The 19062-nt window shown below is 67.6% G+C and carries 21 protein-coding genes and 1 pseudogene; 7 read left to right on the top strand and 15 right to left on the bottom strand.

The window, feature by feature from the left end:
• The 11 genes from nuoK to AB4Z47_RS26090 form a co-directional block, all read right to left on the bottom strand.
• The gene (gene nuoK, locus AB4Z47_RS26140; protein WP_441954538.1) at positions 1 to 300 is read right to left on the bottom strand and encodes an NADH-quinone oxidoreductase subunit NuoK; all 300 of its coding nucleotides are present in this window, start codon (positions 298 to 300) and stop codon (positions 1 to 3) included.
• Positions 297 to 1127: an NADH-quinone oxidoreductase subunit J gene (locus tag AB4Z47_RS26135; protein WP_441954536.1), complete on the bottom strand. Its 831-nt coding sequence runs from the start codon at positions 1125 to 1127 to the stop codon at positions 297 to 299. The genes nuoK and AB4Z47_RS26135 overlap by 4 nt, the downstream gene beginning before the upstream one ends.
• Positions 1124 to 3016 (bottom strand): NADH-quinone oxidoreductase subunit NuoH, encoded by a 1893-nt coding sequence (gene nuoH, locus AB4Z47_RS26130; RefSeq protein ID WP_441954534.1) that lies wholly within the window; start codon positions 3014 to 3016, stop codon positions 1124 to 1126. Before nuoH ends, AB4Z47_RS26135 begins: the two co-directional genes overlap by 4 nt.
• Positions 3009 to 5519, bottom strand: coding sequence for an NADH-quinone oxidoreductase subunit G (locus tag AB4Z47_RS26125; RefSeq protein ID WP_441954532.1), 2511 nt, complete (start codon positions 5517 to 5519; stop codon positions 3009 to 3011). The genes nuoH and AB4Z47_RS26125 overlap by 8 nt, the downstream gene beginning before the upstream one ends.
• 23 nt (positions 5520 to 5542) lie before the next feature.
• Positions 5543 to 6865 carry an NADH-quinone oxidoreductase subunit NuoF gene (gene nuoF / locus AB4Z47_RS26120; protein WP_441954530.1) on the bottom strand — a complete coding sequence of 441 codons (1323 nt, stop codon included), beginning with the start codon at positions 6863 to 6865 and terminating at the stop codon, positions 5543 to 5545.
• Complete coding sequence (nuoE, locus tag AB4Z47_RS26115) at positions 6865 to 7578, bottom strand: NADH-quinone oxidoreductase subunit NuoE (protein WP_441954528.1); 714 nt, start codon at positions 7576 to 7578, stop codon at positions 6865 to 6867. The genes nuoF and nuoE overlap by 1 nt, the downstream gene beginning before the upstream one ends.
• Positions 7575 to 8909, bottom strand: coding sequence for an NADH-quinone oxidoreductase subunit D (locus tag AB4Z47_RS26110; RefSeq protein ID WP_441954526.1), 1335 nt, complete (start codon positions 8907 to 8909; stop codon positions 7575 to 7577). The genes nuoE and AB4Z47_RS26110 overlap by 4 nt, the downstream gene beginning before the upstream one ends.
• Entirely contained in the window at positions 8909 to 9685 is a 777-nt protein-coding gene (locus AB4Z47_RS26105; RefSeq protein ID WP_441954524.1) for an NADH-quinone oxidoreductase subunit C, read from the bottom strand. The genes AB4Z47_RS26110 and AB4Z47_RS26105 overlap by 1 nt, the downstream gene beginning before the upstream one ends.
• On the bottom strand, positions 9682 to 10236 hold the full coding sequence (locus tag AB4Z47_RS26100; protein ID WP_441954522.1) for a NuoB/complex I 20 kDa subunit family protein: 555 nt from the start codon (positions 10234 to 10236) through the stop codon (positions 9682 to 9684). The genes AB4Z47_RS26105 and AB4Z47_RS26100 overlap by 4 nt, the downstream gene beginning before the upstream one ends.
• Positions 10237 to 10287: 51 nt before the next feature.
• Positions 10288 to 10668, bottom strand: a complete 381-nt coding sequence (locus AB4Z47_RS26095) for an NADH-quinone oxidoreductase subunit A (protein ID WP_441954520.1) — start codon at positions 10666 to 10668, stop codon at positions 10288 to 10290.
• A 487-nt stretch (positions 10669 to 11155) separates the two neighbouring features.
• Positions 11156 to 11575, bottom strand: a complete 420-nt coding sequence (locus AB4Z47_RS26090) for an Rv3143 family two-component system response regulator (protein ID WP_441954518.1) — start codon at positions 11573 to 11575, stop codon at positions 11156 to 11158.
• Positions 11576 to 11686: 111 nt separating this feature from the next.
• Between AB4Z47_RS26090 and AB4Z47_RS26085 the strand changes: the two are divergent.
• Both AB4Z47_RS26085 and AB4Z47_RS26080 read left to right on the top strand, forming a co-directional pair.
• Positions 11687 to 11986: pseudogene (locus AB4Z47_RS26085) on the top strand (nuclear transport factor 2 family protein); the annotation flags it as partial.
• 85 nt (positions 11987 to 12071) lie between these two features.
• Complete coding sequence (locus AB4Z47_RS26080; protein ID WP_441954516.1) at positions 12072 to 12668, top strand: Uma2 family endonuclease; 597 nt, start codon at positions 12072 to 12074, stop codon at positions 12666 to 12668.
• Positions 12669 to 12689: 21 nt separating this feature from the next.
• Here AB4Z47_RS26080 and dinB read toward each other — a convergent pair whose 3' ends face one another.
• Positions 12690 to 13931: a DNA polymerase IV gene (gene dinB / locus AB4Z47_RS26075; RefSeq protein ID WP_441954514.1), complete on the bottom strand. Its 1242-nt coding sequence runs from the start codon at positions 13929 to 13931 to the stop codon at positions 12690 to 12692.
• Between the two features lie 131 nt (positions 13932 to 14062).
• On the opposite strand from dinB, the gene AB4Z47_RS26070 reads away from it, so the two are divergent.
• The 5 genes from AB4Z47_RS26070 to AB4Z47_RS26050 all read left to right on the top strand — a co-directional run bounded on the left by AB4Z47_RS26070 (position 14063) and on the right by AB4Z47_RS26050 (position 17606).
• Positions 14063 to 14443 carry a BlaI/MecI/CopY family transcriptional regulator gene (locus AB4Z47_RS26070; protein WP_357264926.1) on the top strand — a complete coding sequence of 127 codons (381 nt, stop codon included), beginning with the start codon at positions 14063 to 14065 and terminating at the stop codon, positions 14441 to 14443.
• A complete protein-coding gene (locus AB4Z47_RS26065; protein WP_441954512.1) occupies positions 14440 to 15390 on the top strand; it encodes a M56 family metallopeptidase in 951 nt (316 codons plus the stop codon). Before AB4Z47_RS26070 ends, AB4Z47_RS26065 begins: the two co-directional genes overlap by 4 nt.
• A gap of 15 nt (positions 15391 to 15405) precedes the next feature.
• Entirely contained in the window at positions 15406 to 16515 is a 1110-nt protein-coding gene (locus tag AB4Z47_RS26060) for a DNA glycosylase AlkZ-like family protein (protein ID WP_441954510.1), read from the top strand.
• 147 nt (positions 16516 to 16662) lie between these two features.
• Complete coding sequence (locus AB4Z47_RS26055) at positions 16663 to 17076, top strand: NUDIX hydrolase (protein ID WP_441954508.1); 414 nt, start codon at positions 16663 to 16665, stop codon at positions 17074 to 17076.
• Between the two features lie 32 nt (positions 17077 to 17108).
• Positions 17109 to 17606, top strand: coding sequence for a hypothetical protein (locus AB4Z47_RS26050; protein WP_441954506.1), 498 nt, complete (start codon positions 17109 to 17111; stop codon positions 17604 to 17606).
• Between the two features lie 78 nt (positions 17607 to 17684).
• On the opposite strand, the gene AB4Z47_RS26045 is transcribed toward AB4Z47_RS26050, so the two are convergent.
• The 3 genes from AB4Z47_RS26045 to AB4Z47_RS26035 are packed head-to-tail and all read right to left on the bottom strand — an operon-like array spanning position 17685 to position 19061.
• Positions 17685 to 18284 carry a GTP-binding protein gene (locus tag AB4Z47_RS26045; RefSeq protein WP_357265094.1) on the bottom strand — a complete coding sequence of 200 codons (600 nt, stop codon included), beginning with the start codon at positions 18282 to 18284 and terminating at the stop codon, positions 17685 to 17687.
• Positions 18265 to 18639, bottom strand: coding sequence for a DUF742 domain-containing protein (locus tag AB4Z47_RS26040; protein ID WP_441954504.1), 375 nt, complete (start codon positions 18637 to 18639; stop codon positions 18265 to 18267). The genes AB4Z47_RS26045 and AB4Z47_RS26040 overlap by 20 nt, the downstream gene beginning before the upstream one ends.
• Entirely contained in the window at positions 18636 to 19061 is a 426-nt protein-coding gene (locus AB4Z47_RS26035; protein WP_441954502.1) for a roadblock/LC7 domain-containing protein, read from the bottom strand. The genes AB4Z47_RS26040 and AB4Z47_RS26035 overlap by 4 nt, the downstream gene beginning before the upstream one ends.
• Between the last annotated feature and the right edge of the window lies 1 nt (position 19062).

Raw genomic sequence — 19062 nt, 5'->3', positions numbered from 1 at the left:
TCAGAACTTCAGCAGGTTGGCGTCATCGACCGAGGTCGAGCGGCGGGCGCGGAAGATGGTCATGATGATGGCCAGACCGACGACGACCTCGGCCGCGGCGACCACCATGGTGAAGAACGCGAACACTTGGCCGTCCAGGTTGGCATGCAACCTGGAGAAGGTGACGAACGCGAGGTTCACCGCGTTGAGCATCAGTTCGATGCACATGAACACCACGATGGCGTTACGCCGCAGCAGTACGCCGGCTGCGCCGATCGTGAACAGCAGGGCGGACAGGAACAGGTAGTTCTCTGGATTCACCGATTGCCTTCCTCGTCGCTCTGGTTCTCGGTCCCGTTCGATGGGCTCGCGGTGCCGACCGAGAGGACGGCCGCTTCGGTGAGCGCCTTGGTGCGACGGTGCCGCAGGATGGTGCTGACCGAGAGTTCCTCGAAGGAGCCGTCGGGCAGTTGTGCCGGGACGTCCACCGCGTTGTGCCGGGCGTACACGCCGGGGGTGGGCAACGGCGTGGCGCGGTGGCCCGCTTCGCGGAACCGGCGGCGGGACACCTCGCGCTGGGTCATCCGCGGCCCGAACTGTTCGCGGTGGGCGAGCACCATCGCGCCGATGGTCGCGGTGATCAGCAGGGCGCCGGTGAGCTCGAAGGCCCACACATAGCGCACGAAAATCAGCTCGGCAAGCTCGCCGATCACGTCGCGGCCCGCGAAACCACCGGCGGGGAAGGGGATTCCGGAGTCGCGCACACCGTTGGCGATGCCACCGACCAGCAGCAGGCCGAAGCCGAGGCCTACCGCGGCGGCGGCGAGGCGCTGGCCGCGGATGGTTTCCTTCAGCGATTCGGCGGAGTCGACGCCGACGAGCATCAGCACGAACAGAAACAGCATCATCACCGCGCCGGTATAGACCACGATCTGCACGACTCCGAGGAACAGCGCATCCTCGGCGATGTAGAACGCGGCCAGCGCGATCATCGTCGCGGCCAGGCACATCGCGGAGTACACGGCCTTGGGTGCGAACACCATGCCGAGCGCGCCGATCACCGCCAGCGGGGCCAGGATCCAGAATTGGACGGCCTCACCGGTGGAGGTGCGGGTCAATGGCTCCGCGGCCAGGATCAGGTCGGTCACCGCACTGCTCCTTTCGCGCCGGCAGGGGCACGCTGCTCGGGATCGACGCCGCCGCCGGCGGCGGTTTTTTGCGGGCCGCCGGGAACGTTGCCGAGGTAGTAGTCGGCCTCGTCGGCGCCGGGGTACATCGCGTGCGGCGGCGCGGTCATGCCGGGCTGCATCGGGGCGAGCAGTTGGTCCTTCTCGTAGATCAGGTCGGCTCGGTTGTCGTCGGTGAGTTCGTACTCGTTGGTCATGGTGAGTGCGCGGGTGGGGCACGCCTCGATGCACAGCCCGCAGCCGATGCAGCGCAGGTAGTTGATCTGGTAGACCCGGCCGTAACGTTCACCCGGCGAATAGCGTTCGGCCTCGGTGTTGTCGGCGCCTTCCACGTAGATCGCGTCGGCAGGGCAGGCCCATGCGCACAGTTCGCAGCCGATGCATTTCTCCAGGCCGTCCGGGTGCCGGTTGAGCTGGTGCCTGCCGTGGTAGCGAGGCGCGGTGGGCACCTTCTGTTCCGGGTAGAACTCGGTGTTGGGCTTCTTGAACATGGTGGCGGCGGTGACCATGAATCCGGCGAGCGGGTCCAGCAGTCCGGCTTCGGCGGAGTCCCGGGAGCGGACGTCGGCAGGCAGCGGGGGCACCGGGAAGCCGAGGAAGACCGTCGGGCCTGCGGCCGAGGGCTCGTCGACCGGTGGCGGCGCGCCCTTGGCCCGGCCCGCCCGCAGGAACTGGAGCACGATCAGCCCGGAGATCACCAGGCCGCCGATCACTAGGATCGGCGTCTGCACGTGGTAGCCCTCGGCCTGCAGCACCCGCGCGGTGGCGACCACCATGACCCAGAACAGGGAGGTCGGGATCAGCAGTTTCCAGCCGAGGTTCATGAATTGGTCGTAGCGCAGGCGCGGGAGCGTGCCGCGCAGCCAGATGAACACGAACAGGAACGTCCACACCTTGGCGGTGAACCACAGCACCGGCCACCAGCCGGAGTTCGCGCCGTCCCACATGTTGAGGGGCCACGGCGCGTGCCAACCGCCGAGGAACAGGGTGGTCGCCAGAGCGGAAACCGTTCCCATATTGACGTATTCGGCCAGCATGAACATGGCGAACTTGAGCGAGGAGTATTCGGTGTGGAATCCGCCGACCAGCTCGCCCTCGGCCTCGGGCAGGTCGAAGGGCGCCCGGTTGGTCTCGCCGACCATGGAGACGCAGTAGATCAGGAACGACGGAAGGAGCAGGAAGACATACCAGGTGCCCTCTTGTGCGGAGACGATGCCCGAGGTGGCCATGGTGCCGCCGAGCAGGAACACGGTGGCGAAACACAGCGCCATCGCGATCTCGTAGGAGATGACCTGTGCGGTCGAGCGCAGGCCGCCGAGCAGCGGGTAGGTGGAGCCGGACGACCATCCGGCCAGCACGATGCCATACACACCGACCGAGGTGATCGCCAGGATGTACAGCACCGCCACCGGCAGGTCGGTGAGTTGGAGCGCAGTGCGGTTGCCGAAAATCGACACCGTGGGACCCAATGGGATGACCGCGAACGCCATGAACGCGGGCACCACCGAGATGACCGGCGCCAGAATGAAGATCGGTTTGTCCACGATTGCCGGGACGATGTCCTCCTTGAGGGCCATCTTCACGCCGTCGGCGATGCTCTGCAGCGAGCCGAACGGTCCGGTCCGGTTGGGACCGATCCGCATTTGCATGCGTGCCACGATCTTTCGTTCGGCCAGCACAGCGATCAGCGGAATGAACATCAGGTAAACGAAGACGGCGAGAGCTTTCGCGATCACGAGCCACAGCGGGTCGTGTCCGAAGCCAGCGGTCGCGTCGGGGCTGTAGGAGGCAGCGTCCGTAACCACAGAGGGTCCCGCGGACGCCGTGAAGAGCGCAGCCAGATCACTCATGACGGTGTTCCTTCATCCTCTCGTCGGCGCGTCGCAGGTGCACGATGTCACCGGGTTGGACGGCGAGTTGCTCGGCGACGGAGCAGCCCGGCGAGTGCTGTGGTAGCCAGACCACACGGTCGGGCAGGTCGCTGATCATCAGCGGCAGCGTGACGGCGCCACGGTCGGTGGCGACCGTGACCGGATCGTCGGTGATCACGCCGATTTCGGCGGCCGTCGCGGCAGACAGGCGCACCACGGGTGGGCGGGCGATGCCCGCCAGATTCGGTTCGCCGTCCTGCATGCGGCCTTGGTCCAGCAGCATCCGCCAGCTGGCAAGAACCGCGGCGCCCGGTCCGGGCTGGGGGAGCGGATGTGGCTGGTTCGCGGGCGGTGCGACAGGCACTCCGTCCCACGCGCCGAGCTGGGCGAGTTCGGCGCGGGCGGATTCGGTATCGGGCAGGCCGAGGCACACCTTCATTTCGTCCGCGATGGCGTGCAGCACCCGCTGATCCGACAGCGGGGCGGACTGCCGGCGCACCATGTCGTCGCCGAGCGCGGCGGCGAACGGTCGAGGCCTGCCCTCCCAGGTGCGGAACGTGCCGGACTTCTCCATGGCCGAGGCCACCGGGAAAACCACGTCGGCGCGTTCGGTGACGGGACTGTGCCGCAGTTCGAGGCTGACCACGAATCGCGCGGCGTCGACGGCCGCCAGCGCAGCGGCCGGGTCGGGCAGGTCGGCGACGTCGACGCCGCCGATTATCAGCGCGCCGAGGCCGGCCGCGACGTCCAGGATGGCCGCGGTGTCGCGGCCGACGGTGCCAGGCAGTTCGGGCACGTTCCACACGGTCCGGACCTGTTGGCGGGCACGGGAATCCACCACTGGGCGACCGCCGGGCAGCAGGCCCGGCAGTGCGCCTGCCTCGACGGCCCCGCGTTCTCCGGCTCGGCGTGGGACCCAGGCGAGCGCGGCTCCGGTCTCGTCAGCGAGGCGGACGGCCGCCGACAGCGCACCGGGGATGCCCGCCATCCGTTCGCCGACCATGATCACCGAGCCGGGTTCGCGCAGGAGCCTGGCCAGTTCGGCAAATTGCGCGGAATTAGTTGCGGGCGTGTGGTTTTCGCCGGTGCGGATGGCGTCCAGCAGATACGGTTCCGCACCGGGCACGGCCTGCAGGAGGCGGCCGGACATGCGGTCGAGCCCGCGTGAGGAGTACGGCGCCACCGAGTAGACCGGCAGGCCATGCTTGCGAGCCGCTTTGCGCAGCCGCAGGTAGACGATGGGCGACTCCTCCTCGGGTTCGAACCCGGCCAGCAGGACGACCGGTGCGGTCTCGAGGCTGTCGTAGGTCACCGTGGTGCCCCGACCCGCGACGTGGGCGGCGAGGAACTCGGCCTCCTCCACCGAGTGCACGCGGGCGCGGAAGTCGATGTCGTTGGTGCCGAGGGCGATTCGCGCAAACTTGGCGTAGGCGTAGGCGTCCTCCTCGGTGATCCGGCCGCCGACGAGTACCCCGGCGTCGCCGAACGCGGCGGCGAGTCCCTCCGCGGCCGCGGCCAGCGCTTCGGACCAGGAGGCGGGCGCGAGCTTGCCGTCCCATCCGCGCACCAGCGGCGTCGTCAGGCGGTCACGTTCGGTGGCGTAGGCGAAGGCCCAGCGCCCCTTGTCGCAGTTCCACTCCTCGTTGACTTGCGGGTCGTCGCCCGCAAGCCTGCGCAGCACCTTGCCGCGCCGATGGTCGGTGCGCTGTGCGCAGCCGGAGGCGCAGTGCTCGCACACGTTCGGGCTGGAGACCAGGTCGAACGGGCGGGCACGGAACCGGTAGCTGGTGCCGGTGAGTGCGCCGACCGGGCAGATCTGCACGGTGTTGCCGGAGAAGTAGGAGTCGAGCGGTTCGGCCTGCGCCGTGCCGACCTGTTGCAGCGCGCCGCGATCCATCAATTCGATGAATGGGTCGCCCGCGACCTGCTGTGAGAAGCGGGTGCAGCGGGCGCAGAGCACACAGCGTTCCCGGTCGAGCAGCACGGCCGTGGACAGCGGAATCGGCTTGGGGTAGGTGCGCTTCTCGCCGTCGAACCGGGATTCGGCACGGCCGGTGGACATTGCCTGGTTCTGCAGCGGGCATTCGCCGCCTTTGTCGCACACTGGACAGTCGAGGGGGTGATTGATCAGCAGCAGCTCCATCACGCCCTCCTGCGCCTTGTCGGCGACGGGGGAGGTGAGCTGGGTACGGACCACCATACCGTCGGCGACAGCCATGGTGCAGGAGGCGACCGGCTTGCGCTGGCCCTCCACCTCGACCAGGCACTGGCGGCAGGCACCCACCGGGTCGAGTAGCGGGTGGTCGCAGAAGCGGGGGATCTGAATGCCGATCAGTTCGGCGGCCCGGATCAGCAGGGTGCCCGCGGGCACGCTGACGGTGGTGTCGTCGATGGTCACGGTCACCAGATCGGCCGGAACCAGCCCGCTGGTGTTGCTACTCGCGATAGCAGGCCCACTCGTCGCCCGACCGCCACCCGTCATCGAATCGCTACTCGATACTGGATTCATCGAACCTCTTCTCCTGCCTCGGCCCATGCCGTGGAGCGCGCCGGGTCGAACGGGCATCCGCCGAGCCGCAGATGGTCGACGTACTCCTCGCGGAAGTACTTCAGCGAGGAGATGATCGGGCTTGCCGCGCCGTCGCCGAGGGCGCAGAAGGACTTGCCGTTGATGGTGTCGCTGATGTCGAGAAGCTTGCCCAGGTCGGATTCGCTGCCGCGGCCCGCCTCGATCCGTCGCAGCAGCTGAACGAGCCAGTAGGTGCCCTCCCGGCACGGGGTGCACTTGCCGCAGGACTCGTGCGCGTAGAACTCGGTCCAGCGCAGCACCGCTCGTACGACGCAGGTGGTGTCATCGAAGATCTGTAGCGCCTTGGTGCCCAACATGGATCCGGCACCGGCGACGCCCTCGTAGTCGAGCGGCACGTCGAGGTGCTCCTCGGTGAACAGCGGCGTGGACGAACCACCCGGGGTCCAGAACTTGACATGGTGTCCGGCGCGGACGCCGCCGGCGTAGCCGAGTAGCTCGCGCAGCGTGACGCCCAGCGGCGCCTCGTACTGTCCGGGCCGCGCCACGTGGCCGGACAGTGAATAGAGGGTGAAGCCGGGGGACTTCTCGCTGCCCATGGACCGGAACCAGGCTGTGCCGTTATGGATGATCGGTGGCACGCTCGCGATCGATTCCACGTTGTTCACCACGGTTGGGCAGGCGTAGAGGCCCGCGACGGCGGGAAACGGTGGGCGAAGTCGCGGTTGCCCGCGACGGCCTTCGAGCGAATCCAGCAGCGCGGTCTCCTCACCGCAGATGTAGGCGCCCGCGCCCGCGTGCACGATCAGCTCGAGGTCGAAGCCGGAGCCGAGGATGTCGCGGCCGAGGAACCCGGCCTCGTAGGCCTGCGCCACCGCGGCCTGTAACCGTCGCAGCACCGGAACGACTTCGCCCCGTATATAGATGAACGCGTGCGCGGCGCGGATGGCGTAGGCCGCGATGACGACGCCCTCGATGAGCGCGTGCGGTGCGGCCAGCATGAGCGGAATGTCCTTGCAGGTGCCGGGTTCCGACTCGTCGGCGTTGACCACGAGGTAATGCGGCTTGCTGACGCCGTCGGGTCCGGGGCCCTGCGGGATGAAGCTCCACTTCATGCCGGTGGGGAAGCCCGCGCCGCCGCGGCCGCGCAGACCCGCGTCCTTGACGGTCTGAATGACCTGGTCGGGGTCCATGTCGAGGGCTTTGCGCAGCGCCTGGTAGCCGTCGTGGCGGCGGTAGGTGTCGATCGTCCAGGACTGCGGCTCGTCCCAGTATCTGGTGAGTACGGGTGTGAGTGTCATCAGGCGCCCTCCGAATCCTGTTGTGGCTCAGGCGCTTGCATGTCCTGCTCGTGGGCGACGCGCAGACCGGCGAGGGTGGCCTCGCCCGCGACTCCGTCGAGGACACCGGGGCGTTCGTCCGGGAATCCGGCGAGGACGCGCGCGGTCTGCTTGAACGTGCACAGCGGCGCGCCACGGGTCGGCGTCACCTGCTGTCCGGCGCGCAGCGCGTCCACGAGGGCGCGGGCCGATTCCGGCGTCTGGTTGTCGAAGAACTCCCAGTTGACCATGACCACCGGCGCGAAGTCGCAGGCCGCGTTGCACTCGACGTGCTCGAGCGTGATCGACTCGTCCGCCGTGGTCTCGCCGTGCTCGATACCGAGGTGGCGCTCGAGGGCAGCGAGGATGGCGTCGCCGCCCATGACCGCGCACAGTGTGTTGGTGCACACGCCGACGTGGTAGTCGCCGGTCGGTGTGCGCCGGTACATGGAGTAGAAAGTAGCCACGGCGGTGACCTCGGCGCCGGTCAAGCCCAGCTGCTCGGCGCAGAATTCGATGCCGGTTCCGGTGACGTAGCCCTCCTCGGACTGCACCAGGTGCAGCAACGGCAGCAGTGCCGAGCGCGGATGCGGGTAGCGCGCGATAATCTGCTCGGCGTCGGTCTCGAGCCGCTCGCGGACGAACGGAGGGTAAGGCTCGGGCCGGGTGCTGAGCTTCAGCAGGATTTCCGTCATCGGTCCACTCCGCCCATGACCGGGTCGATGCTGGCGACCGAGGCGATGACGTCGGCGAGCATGCCGCCCTCGCACATCGCCGCGACCGCTTGCAGATTGGTGAAAGAGGGGTCGCGATAGTGCACCCGGTAGGGCCGGCTGCCGCCGTCGCTGACCATGTGCACGCCCAGTTCGCCCCGCGGCGACTCGACGGCCACGTACACCTGGCCCGCCGGAACCCGGATGCCCTCGGTGACCAGCTTGAAGTGGTGGATGAGGCCCTCCATGGATGTACCCATGATCTTGCCGATGTGCTTGGGCGAGTTGCCGAGTCCGTCCGGGCCGAGCTGCAGGTCGGCGGGCCAGGCGATCTTCTTGTCGTCCACCATCACCGGGCCGGGCCGCAACCGGTCCAGGCACTGTTCGGCGATCTTCAGCGATTCCTTCATCTCCTCCACCCGGATCAGATAGCGGCCGTAGCAGTCGCAGCCCGCGGTAGTGGGGATGTCGAATTCGTAGTTCTCGTAGCCGCAGTACGGCTGAGCCTTGCGCAGGTCGTGTGGAAGGCCGGTGGCGCGCAACACCGGGCCGGTGATGCCGAGCGCCATGCACCCCTGCAGGTCGAGGTAGCCGATGTCCTGCGTGCGGGCCTTCCAGATCGGATTCGAGGTGAGCAGTTGCTCCATATCGCGCAGCCGCTTGGGCAGCAGGGCGAGCAGTTCGCGCACCTTGGCGACCCCGTCGTCGGGCAGGTCCTGGATGAGGCCACCAGGGCGGATGTAGGCGTGGTTCATCCGCAGACCGGTAATGGTCTCGAAGACGTCGAGGATCAGCTCGCGTTCTCGGAAGCCGAACAGCATCGGGGTGAGCGCGCCGAGCTCCATCCCGCCGGTGGCCAGCGCGACAAGGTGTGAGGAGATGCGGTTGAGTTCCATGAGCAGGACGCGGATGACTGTGGCGCGTTCGGGGATCTGCTCGGTGATGTCGAGCAGCCGCTCCACGCCGAGGCAGTAGGCCGTCTCGTTGAAGAACGGCGACAGGTAGTCCATGCGGGTGACGAACGTGACACCCTGGGTCCAGTTGCGGAATTCGAGGTTCTTCTCGATTCCGGTGTGCAGATACCCGATTCCGCAGCGGGCCTCGGTGACCGTCTCGCCTTCGATCTCCAGGATCAGCCGCAGCACGCCGTGCGTCGACGGATGCTGAGGGCCCATGTTCACGACGATGCGTTCCTCGCCCGCGCCCGATAGCGTCTCGGCGACCTGATCCCAGTCCTGTCCCGCGACGGTGACCACGGTGGGCTCCGGCCCGGTGTCATCGGTGACGTCGGGCCGGGTGTCTGTGTCGTTCATCAGCTGTACGTCCTCCGCTCGTCGGGCGGCGGGATGCGCGCGCCCTTGTATTCGACCGGGATCCCGCCGAGCGGGTAGTCCTTGCGCTGGGGGTGGCCTCGCCAGTCGTCCGGCATGGCGATCCGGGTGAGCGAGGGATGACCGTCGAACAGGATGCCGAAGAAGTCGTAGGTCTCGCGCTCGTGCCAGTCGGTGGTCGGGTACACGTCGTAGAGCGAGGGGATGTGTGGGTCCGTGTCCGGCGCGGACACCTCCACGCGCAGACGGCGGTTGTGCGTGACCGACATCAGGTGGTAAGCCGCGTGCAGTTCGCGGTCGGAGTCCTCCGGATAGTGCACGCCGTTCACGCCGAGGCAGAGCTCGAAACGCAGCGCGGGGTCGTCACGTAGCGCGCGGGCGACGGCGACGAGGTGCTCGCGGCGCACGTGCAGGGTGAGCTCGCCGCGGAAGACGACCACTTTCTCCAGCGCCGTGTCGAAGCGCGTGCCGACCGCGCTGAGTGCGGCGCGGAGCGAGTCGACCACCTCGTCGAAGTAGCCGCCGTAGGGTGCGGGTGTGCTGCCGGGCAGGGTGACCGGACGGACGAGGCGGCCGTAGCCGGAGGTGTCGCCGGTGCCGGTGACACCGAACATGCCGCGGCGCACGCCGATCACCTCGGCGCCGGACTGTGCGGAATCCTCTTCGGGCAGTGTGCCTTCGGGGCCCGCAGTGGCCGCGGCATCGGTCGCGTCGTGCGCGGGAGCGGTATCGGCGTTGTCGGAGGTATCGAAGGTCATCGCAGCAGACCCTCCATCCGGATGGTCGGCGTCGAGGCGAGCGCGGCCTGCTCGGCGGCGCGGATGGCTTCCTCGCGGTTGACGCCGAGTGGCATCTCCTGAATTGTTGCGTGCAGTGCCAGGATCGCGTTGAGCAGCATCTCCGGGCGGGGCGGGCAGCCGGGCAGGTAGATGTCGACCGGCACCACGTGGTCGACGCCCTGGACGATGGCGTAGTTGTTGAACATCCCGCCGGAGGACGCACAGACGCCCATCGCCAGCACCCATTTCGGCTCGGTCATCTGGTCGTAGACTTGACGCAGCACGGGGGCCATCTTCTGACTCACCCGGCCCGCGACGATCATCAGATCGGCCTGCCGAGGTGAGGCGCGGAACGCCTCCATGCCGAATCGCGCTATGTCGAATCGGCCTGCGCCGGTAGCCATCATCTCGATGGCGCAGCAGGCCAGGCCGAAGGTGGCGGGCCACAGCGAGCCCTTGCGCAGATATCCAGCGAAATCCTCGACCGTGCTCAGCAGAAAACCGCTGGGCAGTTTTTCCTCGAGACCCATGTTCTACTGACTCGCTTCCACTTGTCGTCTACGAATGCGGTCGTGCGGCGTTCAGTCCCAGCTGAGACCGCCGCGGCGCCATTCGTAGGCGTAGGCCACGGAGACGTTGAAGATGAACAACGCCATCGCGGCGAGACCGAAGAGACCGAGCGCATCGAAGTGGACAGCCCACGGGTAGAGGAACACGATCTCGATGTCGAAGATGATGAACAGCATGGCGGTGAGGTAGTACTTCACCGGAAAGCGCTGTCCGGTACCGTTTTCCGGGCCGCCTGCGACAGCGTGCGGGGTGGGTTCGATACCGCATTCGTAGGCTTCCAGTTTCGCCCGGTTGTAGCGCTTCGGGCCGACAAGGGCTGCCATGACGATGGAGAACAGCGCGAACGCCGCAGCGATCGCGCCGAGTACAAGAGTCGGCACCTCGATGTTCACGACTGCCCTTCCCCTCCTTGCGAGCTGGAGCTGGTGACAACAGCGTCCGAGGCGGGCTGACGTCGTTGTCCGCCTCGGCCAGACTCGCCCCTCGGCTTGCTCGGGGCGGGTTCATGCCGTTCCCGCTCCTATGTGAGCTAGGGCACAGCCTACAACTGAACGGTCGAGACACAACTCGTTTCGATGCAGCGTTTGATCGAATTCAGTACGTCGATTTATGACTGAAACGGTGGTAATCCGAGACGGCCTCACGTGACGTCGGGCGATCGGTGAGTCGCGCGGCGGATCTGTTGCCGGCGCCGACGTCATTGTGGGTCCGAGCGGGTTCGGAGTCGGAATCGGCGATTGTGAACGGCGGCGCTGTGGTCGTCGGTACGGCGATGAATCGATCGGGTCCCGACGGTCCCGGCGTGGCCGACGGAGACCGGTCTATCTATTCATGATCGCTATGAGTCGTGCCGGCATCGTGTGCCGGGGCCGTCCGGGTTCAGGCCACGGAACGGCTGTGCAGCAACCCCACGACAGCCTCGGTGAGACGGATGGGATCGATCGGATGAGCGACCGATGCCTCGGCACGTGACCACTTGGCCAGCCATGCGTCGTCCGGACGGCCGGTGAGCACCAGAACCGGTGGGCACTGGTCGATTTCGTCCTTCAGCTGTTTGGCGATGCCGAGTCCGCCTGTCGGGGCGGCCTCGCCGTCGAGGATCGCCAAATCGATGCCGCCCGCATCCAACTGCCGGATCACCACCGGGGCCGTCGCCACCTCGACGTAGTCGAGTTCGGGGAGTTCGGGATGCGGGTGCTTGCCCAGTGCCAGGATCACCTGGCGCCGGGTATCGGCGTCGCTGCTGTACACGAGGACCCGCAGTGCGGTAGAACCAGCGGAATCGGCCACGAACGGCATGGTACGTCCGCGAGGGCAGGCCGCGTGGCAGGTTCGCTCAGATCGTTTCCGCGCGGCGCACAGCGGTTCACCGCGTCGCACCGGTAGTGCCCTTCGCCGAAAGCCCGATGATATCCGGGCAAGGCGATCACCGCCGCGATCCTGCGTACCGTATTGCTTGTGTTCGAGGACTTCCACTACGTGCGCGAGATCGCGGGGTCCGATGGGCGCGACCATGCGCTGGTCTTCGAGGCCACGGTCGACGGTAAGACCGTGAACGGTTGTGATTTCCTGCATTTCGATGAGAACGGCAAGATCGACGACCTCATGGTGATGGTGCGGCCGGTGTCGGGTGCCCAAGCCCCGTCGGCCGCCATGGGGGTCCAGTTCGAGCGGATCCAACAGGAGGCGCCAGCCGCGACGCAGGGGTAGCCCTGGCAAGTGAGGGCTGCGGTTCTCGGGGTCTGCCACGCGTACGATGGCATCGACCGTAGCCCCGTCCCGAGTGAGGCAGCTAGTGAGCGTTTTACCGGTGTGGGCCGACGATCCAGGCGCACTGGAGATGACGGAGGCGCAGTACGACCAGCTGCCGGACGATCTGCGCAAGCTGATCGAAGTGATCGATGGCAATGTGATCCGGTGTCAGAGCGGGTCCACCGAGCACAGCGATATCGCCCGAAGGCTCGCCAACCAGCTCGAAGCGGCCAAGCCCGACGATCCGTGCACGCGCGTATCAACCGACGTCGACGTGCACTTCAGCAGGCGCGCGGGCCGCGCGGGCACCTTCTCGTTCCGCCGTCCGGACGTGAGCATCTACCGCTGTATCGAACGCGGGTCGAAGCTGACGACGGCGGACGCGTTACTGGTTGTCGAGGTCGTTTCACCCGGTTCGGTATACACCGACACGATCGACAAGCTGGCCGAGTATGCGTATGAGGGCATTCCGGTCTATCTGGTCGTGCATCTCGACGCGAACCTGTACGTCAAGCTGATCCAGGAGTATCGACTCGACTGGGCCAGCCGCAGTTATCGTCTCGTAGACACTCATCAGGAGACTGTGGTCCTCGACAGCCCTTTCCCGGTGTCGATCCTGTTCGCGCAACTCGACGGGTGACGCCGATTCCTCGCGAGGCTGTCAGTCGGGGAGCAGCGGCACCGAGAGGCCTTCGCCGCGGCCGAGGAGTGCCGCGCGGGTAACCGCGGCGGAGCCGAAGCGCTGTCGCAGGTTGTCGAGCGTCGCGTCGAGGGAATTGGTGGCGCGTACTTCGAAGGGGAGGGGCAGCTGGACGGCGTCGGCGTTATCGAGGTTGGTCAGCGCGAGGCCGATCAGGGTGAGGCCGCGATCCTGGATCATCGGCATGGCTGTGCCCAGCAGGATGCGGGCCGCCCGCAGGATCGTCTCGGTGTGGTCGGTGGCTTGGGCGAGGGTGTGCGAGCGGGTTGCGCGGGTGAAATCATCGAAACGCAGGCGCAGCACCACGGTTCGGCACACACGCTCGGCGGCGCGCAGGCGTCCGCCGAGCCGGTCGGTGAGGCCGTGTAGATAGGCCTCGATCTCGTCGGGCGGGCGGTGCCGGCGGCAAAGTGCGCGCTGGGCGCCGATCGAGCGGCGCCTTTTGCCGGTTTCGACCCGGCGCGGGTCGCGCGCCCAGGACAGTGCGTAGAGGTGGTGGGCCGCGGCAGGGCCGAGGATCGCGCACAATGGACTCTCGCCCAGTTCGGCCAGCTGACCGACGCGCGCGATGTTGTGCTCGCGCAGCACGCGGGCAGTGACATCGCCGACGCCCCAGAGTCTTTCGACCGGTAGCGGGTGCAGGAAATCGAGCTCGCCATCCGGGGGCACCAGGCGCAGCCCGTCGGGCTTGGCGACTGCGCTGGCCACCTTCGCGAGGAACTTGGTGCGGGCGATCCCCACGGAGATGGGCAGGCCGACCCGATCGCGTACCTCGCCGCGCAGCTGCTGCGCAATCGCCACCGGCTCGCCTGCGACCCGGCGTAGCCCCCTGACATCGAGGAACGCCTCGTCGATGGAGATGGCCTCGATGACCGGCGTGGTGTCGCGGAAGATCTCGAAGACCGCCTTGCTCGCCTCGGCGTAGGCGGACATCCGCGGGCGCACCACGATCGCCTGCGGGCACAGACGCCGCGCGTGTCCGCCGTTCATCGGGGTGCGCACGCCGAACGCCTTCGCCTCGTAGCTGGCCGCGAGCACCACGCCGCCGCCGACGATGACCGGCTTGCCACGCAGGCGCGGATCGTCGCGCTGCTCGACCGAGGCGTAGAAGGAGTCCAGGTCGGCATGCAGGATCGACGCCTCGGCCCGCGGGAGGATCCGGGGAGTGCCGGATCGGAGGACGGGTGAATCGGACACGAACATATGTTCGCATATCCATCTGGCGAACCGTGTCGGCCGCAGTCGAATCTACGATTTAACTCAGTAGTAATCGGGGTCGGCCAGGTACCCTGTTCCCACGAGAGGGCACAGCTTAGGCATGAGGAGTCGGTAGTATGCGTGGATTCGGGGACCTGGAGGCGGTGATCATGGACCGCATCTGGGATCGGGACGCAGAGGACACAACAGTGCGCGAGATCTTCGACGAACTGTCGACTCAGCGGGACATCGCCTACACCACGGTCATGTCGACCATGGACAACCTGCATCGCAAGGGCTGGCTGGCACGCGAGCGTTCCGGCAAGGCCTACCGATATTGGCCGACGCTCACCAGAGAGGAGCACAGCGCCCGGCTCATGCTGGAGGCGCTCGGCTCCGGCGGACGCTCGGACCTGGTGCTCAGCCATTTCGTCGACCGGATCAGCGCTGAGGAGTCGGCCGGCCTGCGCGCTGCGCTACGCAGACTATCGGCTCGCAAAACCCCAGAAGTTCCGTGAGCCTGGCGATCGCGCTGATGTTGTACGGCAGCGCGGTAGCGGCCGTCGGTCCCCCCGTGCTGCGTCGTCTCACCCATCGCGGCACCGCGCCGCGGCTCGGCGTGATCGCCTGGCTTGCCGCGATCATCGGTGCGCTGGCTGCGTGGACAGCCACGGCGATCATGCTGACCATCGAATTCGCCACCTACTGGGGACATCCGAAGGACGCGCTGCGCGCCTGCTTTGCGATCCTGTGGACGCCGATCCACGCGCACGGCGCCGCGGCTACCCAGGCGGCCACCTTCGCGGTGGCGGCGCTGGTGGTTACGGCCACGGTCGCGCTCGTGGCGCGGGCGGTGAATGTCGTCGTGCACATGCGCAGGCGTACCCGTGTTCACGCGCGCGCCGTGCGCCTGGTCGGCAGGCGGGTGCCCGGCGTCGGTGCCGTCGTGCTGGATTCGGCTGAGCGCCAGGCGTATTGCGTACCGGGACGCCCCGACACCATCGTCGTCACCAGCGCCGCGCTCGAGGCCTTGACACCTGATCAGCTTGCCGCGATCCTCGCCCACGAACGCGCGCACCTGTCCGGTAGGCACGCGTCGTTGACGGCGGTGCTGCACGCGGTCGCCACCACGCTGCCCGGCCTTCCTTTGGTCACCGCTGGAGCGGCCGAGATCGCCCGGTTGCTGGAGATGTGCGCCGATGACAAGGCTGCCGCGGAGCACGGTTCGCTGCCACTGCTCGGCGGGCTACTCGCTATCGTCGGCATCGCCGAGTCCGGGCCATCTGGCGCGCTGGGCGCGGCGAGCACCGCGGTGCTGGCGCGGGCCGAGCGGCTGGCCGATCCCGTCGGCACGATCCGGCGGGCGACCACCCGTACCGCGCTGGTCGGCGTGATCGCGATGACGGTGACCGGTTCGGTGCTCGCGGCCGCGACTGTGCCCTTTTTCGGCACGCTGCTGAGCTGAGCAGTAGGAGGACAATTGCGCGTCACCTGGGACCAGGTTTTCGCCTGGCGGCTGCGCCGCCAATACGTCGCGTCGCGCTCAGACGACGGTGCGGTCGAGGTGGCCCGGCGATTGTGCGGGGTGCAGTCCCAGGTCGCCTCGGCCGCGGAACTGGCGGTGGCGCTACGCTGCATGAAGCCGAATTCGGGCGCGCTGGTGCGTGCCCTCGACGACGGTGCGCTGATGAAGACCTGGGCGATGCGCGGCACCCTACACGCACTGCCGGCGGACCTTGCCGCCGCTTGCCTTGCCCTCATCGGCTCGGCCCGCACTTGGGAGAAGCCGTCCTGGCAGAAGAACTTCGGAGCGTCGCCTGCGCAGGTCGCGGCGCTGGCCGAGGCGGTCACCCGGGTGCTCGACGGCGTGGTGCTCAGCCGCGAGGAACTGGTCGATGCGGTCGTGTCCGAGCCCGGGTTCCACCGACTCGGCGAGGGGTTGCGCTACGGCTGGGGCGTGCTGCTGAAACCGCTGGCCTGGCAGGGCGTGCTCTGCCACGGACCCGCACGGGGCGCCAAGGTGACTTTCACCAGCCCCGCGCATCTGGTCCGCGACTGGCCGGGCCTTCCGGAACCGGACGTCGCGGCACCGCCCGCGATAGTCGCATACCTGGGCGCCTACGGTCCTGCGACACCGGAAACGTTCGACGCCTGGCTCAGCCGCAGCAGCCTGCGCAAGGCGACGGTGCGGCGCTGGTTCGCCGAATTGGGGGACCGGCTCGGCGAAGTCGAGGTGGAAGGCCGCCGCGGCTTTCTGCCGACCGAACACCTCGACGATCTCGCCGCGACGACGCCGACCACATCGGTGCACCTGCTCGGCGCCTTCGACCAATACGCGCTCGGGCCGGGTACCGGAGACAGTATCCTGCTGCCCGGCGACCACCGGGCGAAGGTGAGCAGGAGCGCGGGGTGGATCTCGCCGATCGTCGTCGTGGGCGGGCGCATCGTCGGTACGTGGGAACTCGCCGACGACGCGATCGAGATCGCCATGTTCGACGGCGCCCCGCTGCCGAAGCGAGGACTCGACGCCGCCATCGAACACGTCGCGCTCGCGGCGGGGCGTGAGATGCTTACGGTGCGGGCCGTGTAGGGCTGTCGCGTTGTGTGACCTGCGTCCTCGGTCCCGGCGCAACGGGCTCCTCCTGCTCCCCTCTGGGTGAAACGAGCGAACACCATCCGCTGTCGGAATCGGGCTTCCGGCTCGGCCGAACACGCGCGACGGCGTTAGGCTGCGGCGGTGGCGGACGGGCGCGTGAAGCAGTTGATCGATACGGTCGCGTGGGTGCGGATCGAAGGCGGGCGGATTCTGTGCGCCAGGCCGCGCGGCAAGGACATCTTCTATATTCCCGGTGGTAAGCGCGAGGGCGGTGAGACCGATCTGCAGACGTTGCTGCGCGAGATCGAGGAGGAACTCACGGTCGCGCTGCTTCCGGCTACCGTCGCGCATGTCGGCACCTACGAGGCGGTGCATGAGCCCGGGAGCACCCTGGTGGTCCGGATGAGCTGCTACACCGCCGATTACCGGGGAACGCTGGCCGCGAGCAGCGAGATCGAGGAGGTCGCGTGGTTCTCCTACGCCGACCGGTCTCTCGTTCCACCGGTCGACCAGTTGCTGTTCGACGATCTGGTGCATGCGGGCCGGCTGCGGTGAAGCGCGGATCCGACATCGCTATCGTCGACACCATGCCGTGGATTCGAGTGCTGCTGCGTTATGCCGCATATGCGCTCTGGGTGCTGCCGCTGTCGATCCGGCGAATCGCGACCAGGCTGCGTGTGCCGCGGCGGATGCTCGGCGAAACCGTTCTCCCGCATAGGTTTTCGGCTCCGCGAGCAATCCTGCACTCGGTGCTCAGCGGGACGGTCGGTCTACTCGCCTGGTTTCTGGCGTTCCTCGCGGTGGTAGCCGCGCTCCGGGGGATCGGTTACCCGCTGATCGCGGCCGACAACCTCGAAGGTTCCTGGGGTGGGCCCACGTTGGCCGGCGCGTGGGTGGTGCATGCCGTGCTCGGCATCTGCCTGCTCCCGGTTTGGCTGCTGCTGCTGGCCGGGCTCGGCGCGTTTCAGGTGCGGCTCATCCGTGGCTTGCTCGGCCGGAATGGGCCGCGGTCGTCGGTCCCGGTCGCGCTAGCGCTGGCCGCGGGCGGCGTGCTGCTGTTCCTCGCCTGGCTGCGGCAGGCGTGAGCGCTCAGCAGTACGGATACGCCGAACCGACGAACGCCACTTCCGCGGGCAGTCTCGGCACCGTGTATGCGGGTTGATTCAGGTGGTGACGCGCGCGCGCTGAGCGCGCGCGATCAGATGCTCCACCAGGGTCAGCAGCACGGTCTTGCACGAACCGCGGTCGCGGGCGTCGCAGAGCATCACCGGAGTGATCGAATCGAGATCGAGGGCGTCGCGCACCTCGTCGGCGGTGTATTGTGGAGCGCCGTCGAAACAGTTGACGCCGACCATGAACGGAAGCCCGCGGCGCTCGAAGAAGTCCACGGCGGCAAAGGAATTACCCAGCCTGCGGGTATCGGCCAGCACCACGGCGCCGAGCGCGCCGCGGGCGAGCTCGTCCCAGAGGAACCAGTACCGGTCCTGGCCGGGGGTGCCGAACAGGTAGAGCACGAGATTGCCGTCGATGGTGAGCCTGCCGAAGTCCAACGCAACCGTGGTCGTGGTCTTCCGCTCGACACCCGATAGGTCGTCGACGCCGGTGCTCACCTCGGTGATCAGCTCTTCGGTGCGCAGCGGCGCGCACTCGCTGATGGCCGAGACCATGGTCGTCTTGCCGACGCCGAACCCGCCGGCGACGAGGATCTTGACCGAGGCGGCCAGGTGCGGCGTGCCGCTCGGGTCAAAGTTTTCGGATTCCATCCAGTACCGCTCGCAATATGTTGAGGTCATCGGGTCCGGCCTCCGTCGGAACGGGGGCACGGAAGATCAATTGCCCATCGCCGATCAGATCACCAACGAGGATCTTGGTCACCGCGAGCGGCAACCGCAACCGGGCGGACACTTCTGCCACGGTCTGCGAAACCCGGCATAGCCGAAGGATTTCGGTGTACTCGGGTTCGTTCCGACGCAGTGCGGGCGCGGACTCGTCCGCGACCACGGACGTGAGCATATCCAGTTCGGGTCCGGATACCGTGGTGCGTCCGCGTGTGAGCGCGTAGGGACGGACCAGCGGGCCTGCCGCCTCGTCGAACCAGGGCTCACGCGGATGGGTCATGGCAGCTTCGGCTCGACTTGTCCGACGAGATCCTGTCGGGGAGTGGTGGACAGATAGGTGCCGACGCGCTGGACGGTCAGGTTCATCTCGTAGGCCACCATGCCCAGGTTCGCGGACTCGGCGGCCTGCAGCGCCAGGCAGGCGTTGTCGCCGGCGGAGGTCACGAACAGCACGGCGCGGTCGAGTTCGATCACCGCCTGGCGCACGCCGCCGCCGTCGAAGCGGCTACCCGCGCTGCGGGCGAGACCGTAGAGCGTGGAGGACATGGCGGCGAAATGTTCTGCGTCCTCGCGCGTTATCGCGGCGGAGCGTCCGAGTAGCAATCCATCCGTGGACAGCACCACCGCGTGCCGCACACCAGCCAGCCGGTCGACGAGATCGTCGAGCAACCAATTGAGATCACCTGGGTTGGATGAAGTCACC

Origin of the sequence: Nocardia sp. 2TAF39, assembly GCF_052114905.1 — a bacterium.
Lineage (GTDB): Bacteria > Actinomycetota > Actinomycetes > Mycobacteriales > Mycobacteriaceae > Nocardia.
The sequence above is the reverse complement of the archived record's forward strand: the minus strand, read 5'-3'. Positions and strand labels throughout refer to the sequence as shown.

What these genes read in the sequence shown, in the direction of transcription:
- nuoH (WP_441954534.1), bottom strand. Translation starts at nt 3,016, where the DNA reads ATGAGTGATCTGGCTGCGCTCTTCACGGCGTCCGCGGGACCCTCTGTG.
- AB4Z47_RS26125 (WP_441954532.1), bottom strand. Translation starts at nt 5,519, where the DNA reads ATGACGGGTGGCGGTCGGGCGACGAGTGGGCCTGCTATCGCGAGTAGC.
- nuoF (WP_441954530.1), bottom strand. Translation starts at nt 6,865, where the DNA reads ATGACACTCACACCCGTACTCACCAGATACTGGGACGAGCCGCAGTCC.
- nuoE (WP_441954528.1), bottom strand. Translation starts at nt 7,578, where the DNA reads ATGACGGAAATCCTGCTGAAGCTCAGCACCCGGCCCGAGCCTTACCCT.
- AB4Z47_RS26110 (WP_441954526.1), bottom strand. Translation starts at nt 8,909, where the DNA reads ATGAACGACACAGACACCCGGCCCGACGTCACCGATGACACCGGGCCG.
- AB4Z47_RS26105 (WP_441954524.1), bottom strand. Translation starts at nt 9,685, where the DNA reads ATGACCTTCGATACCTCCGACAACGCCGATACCGCTCCCGCGCACGAC.
- AB4Z47_RS26100 (WP_441954522.1), bottom strand. Translation starts at nt 10,236, where the DNA reads ATGGGTCTCGAGGAAAAACTGCCCAGCGGTTTTCTGCTGAGCACGGTC.
- AB4Z47_RS26090 (WP_441954518.1), bottom strand. Translation starts at nt 11,575, where the DNA reads ATGCCGTTCGTGGCCGATTCCGCTGGTTCTACCGCACTGCGGGTCCTC.
- dinB (WP_441954514.1), bottom strand. Translation starts at nt 13,931, where the DNA reads ATGTTCGTGTCCGATTCACCCGTCCTCCGATCCGGCACTCCCCGGATC.
- AB4Z47_RS26070 (WP_357264926.1), top strand. Translation starts at nt 14,063, where the DNA reads ATGCGTGGATTCGGGGACCTGGAGGCGGTGATCATGGACCGCATCTGG.
- AB4Z47_RS26050 (WP_441954506.1), top strand. Translation starts at nt 17,109, where the DNA reads ATGCCGTGGATTCGAGTGCTGCTGCGTTATGCCGCATATGCGCTCTGG.
- AB4Z47_RS26045 (WP_357265094.1), bottom strand. Translation starts at nt 18,284, where the DNA reads ATGGAATCCGAAAACTTTGACCCGAGCGGCACGCCGCACCTGGCCGCC.
- AB4Z47_RS26040 (WP_441954504.1), bottom strand. Translation starts at nt 18,639, where the DNA reads ATGACCCATCCGCGTGAGCCCTGGTTCGACGAGGCGGCAGGCCCGCTG.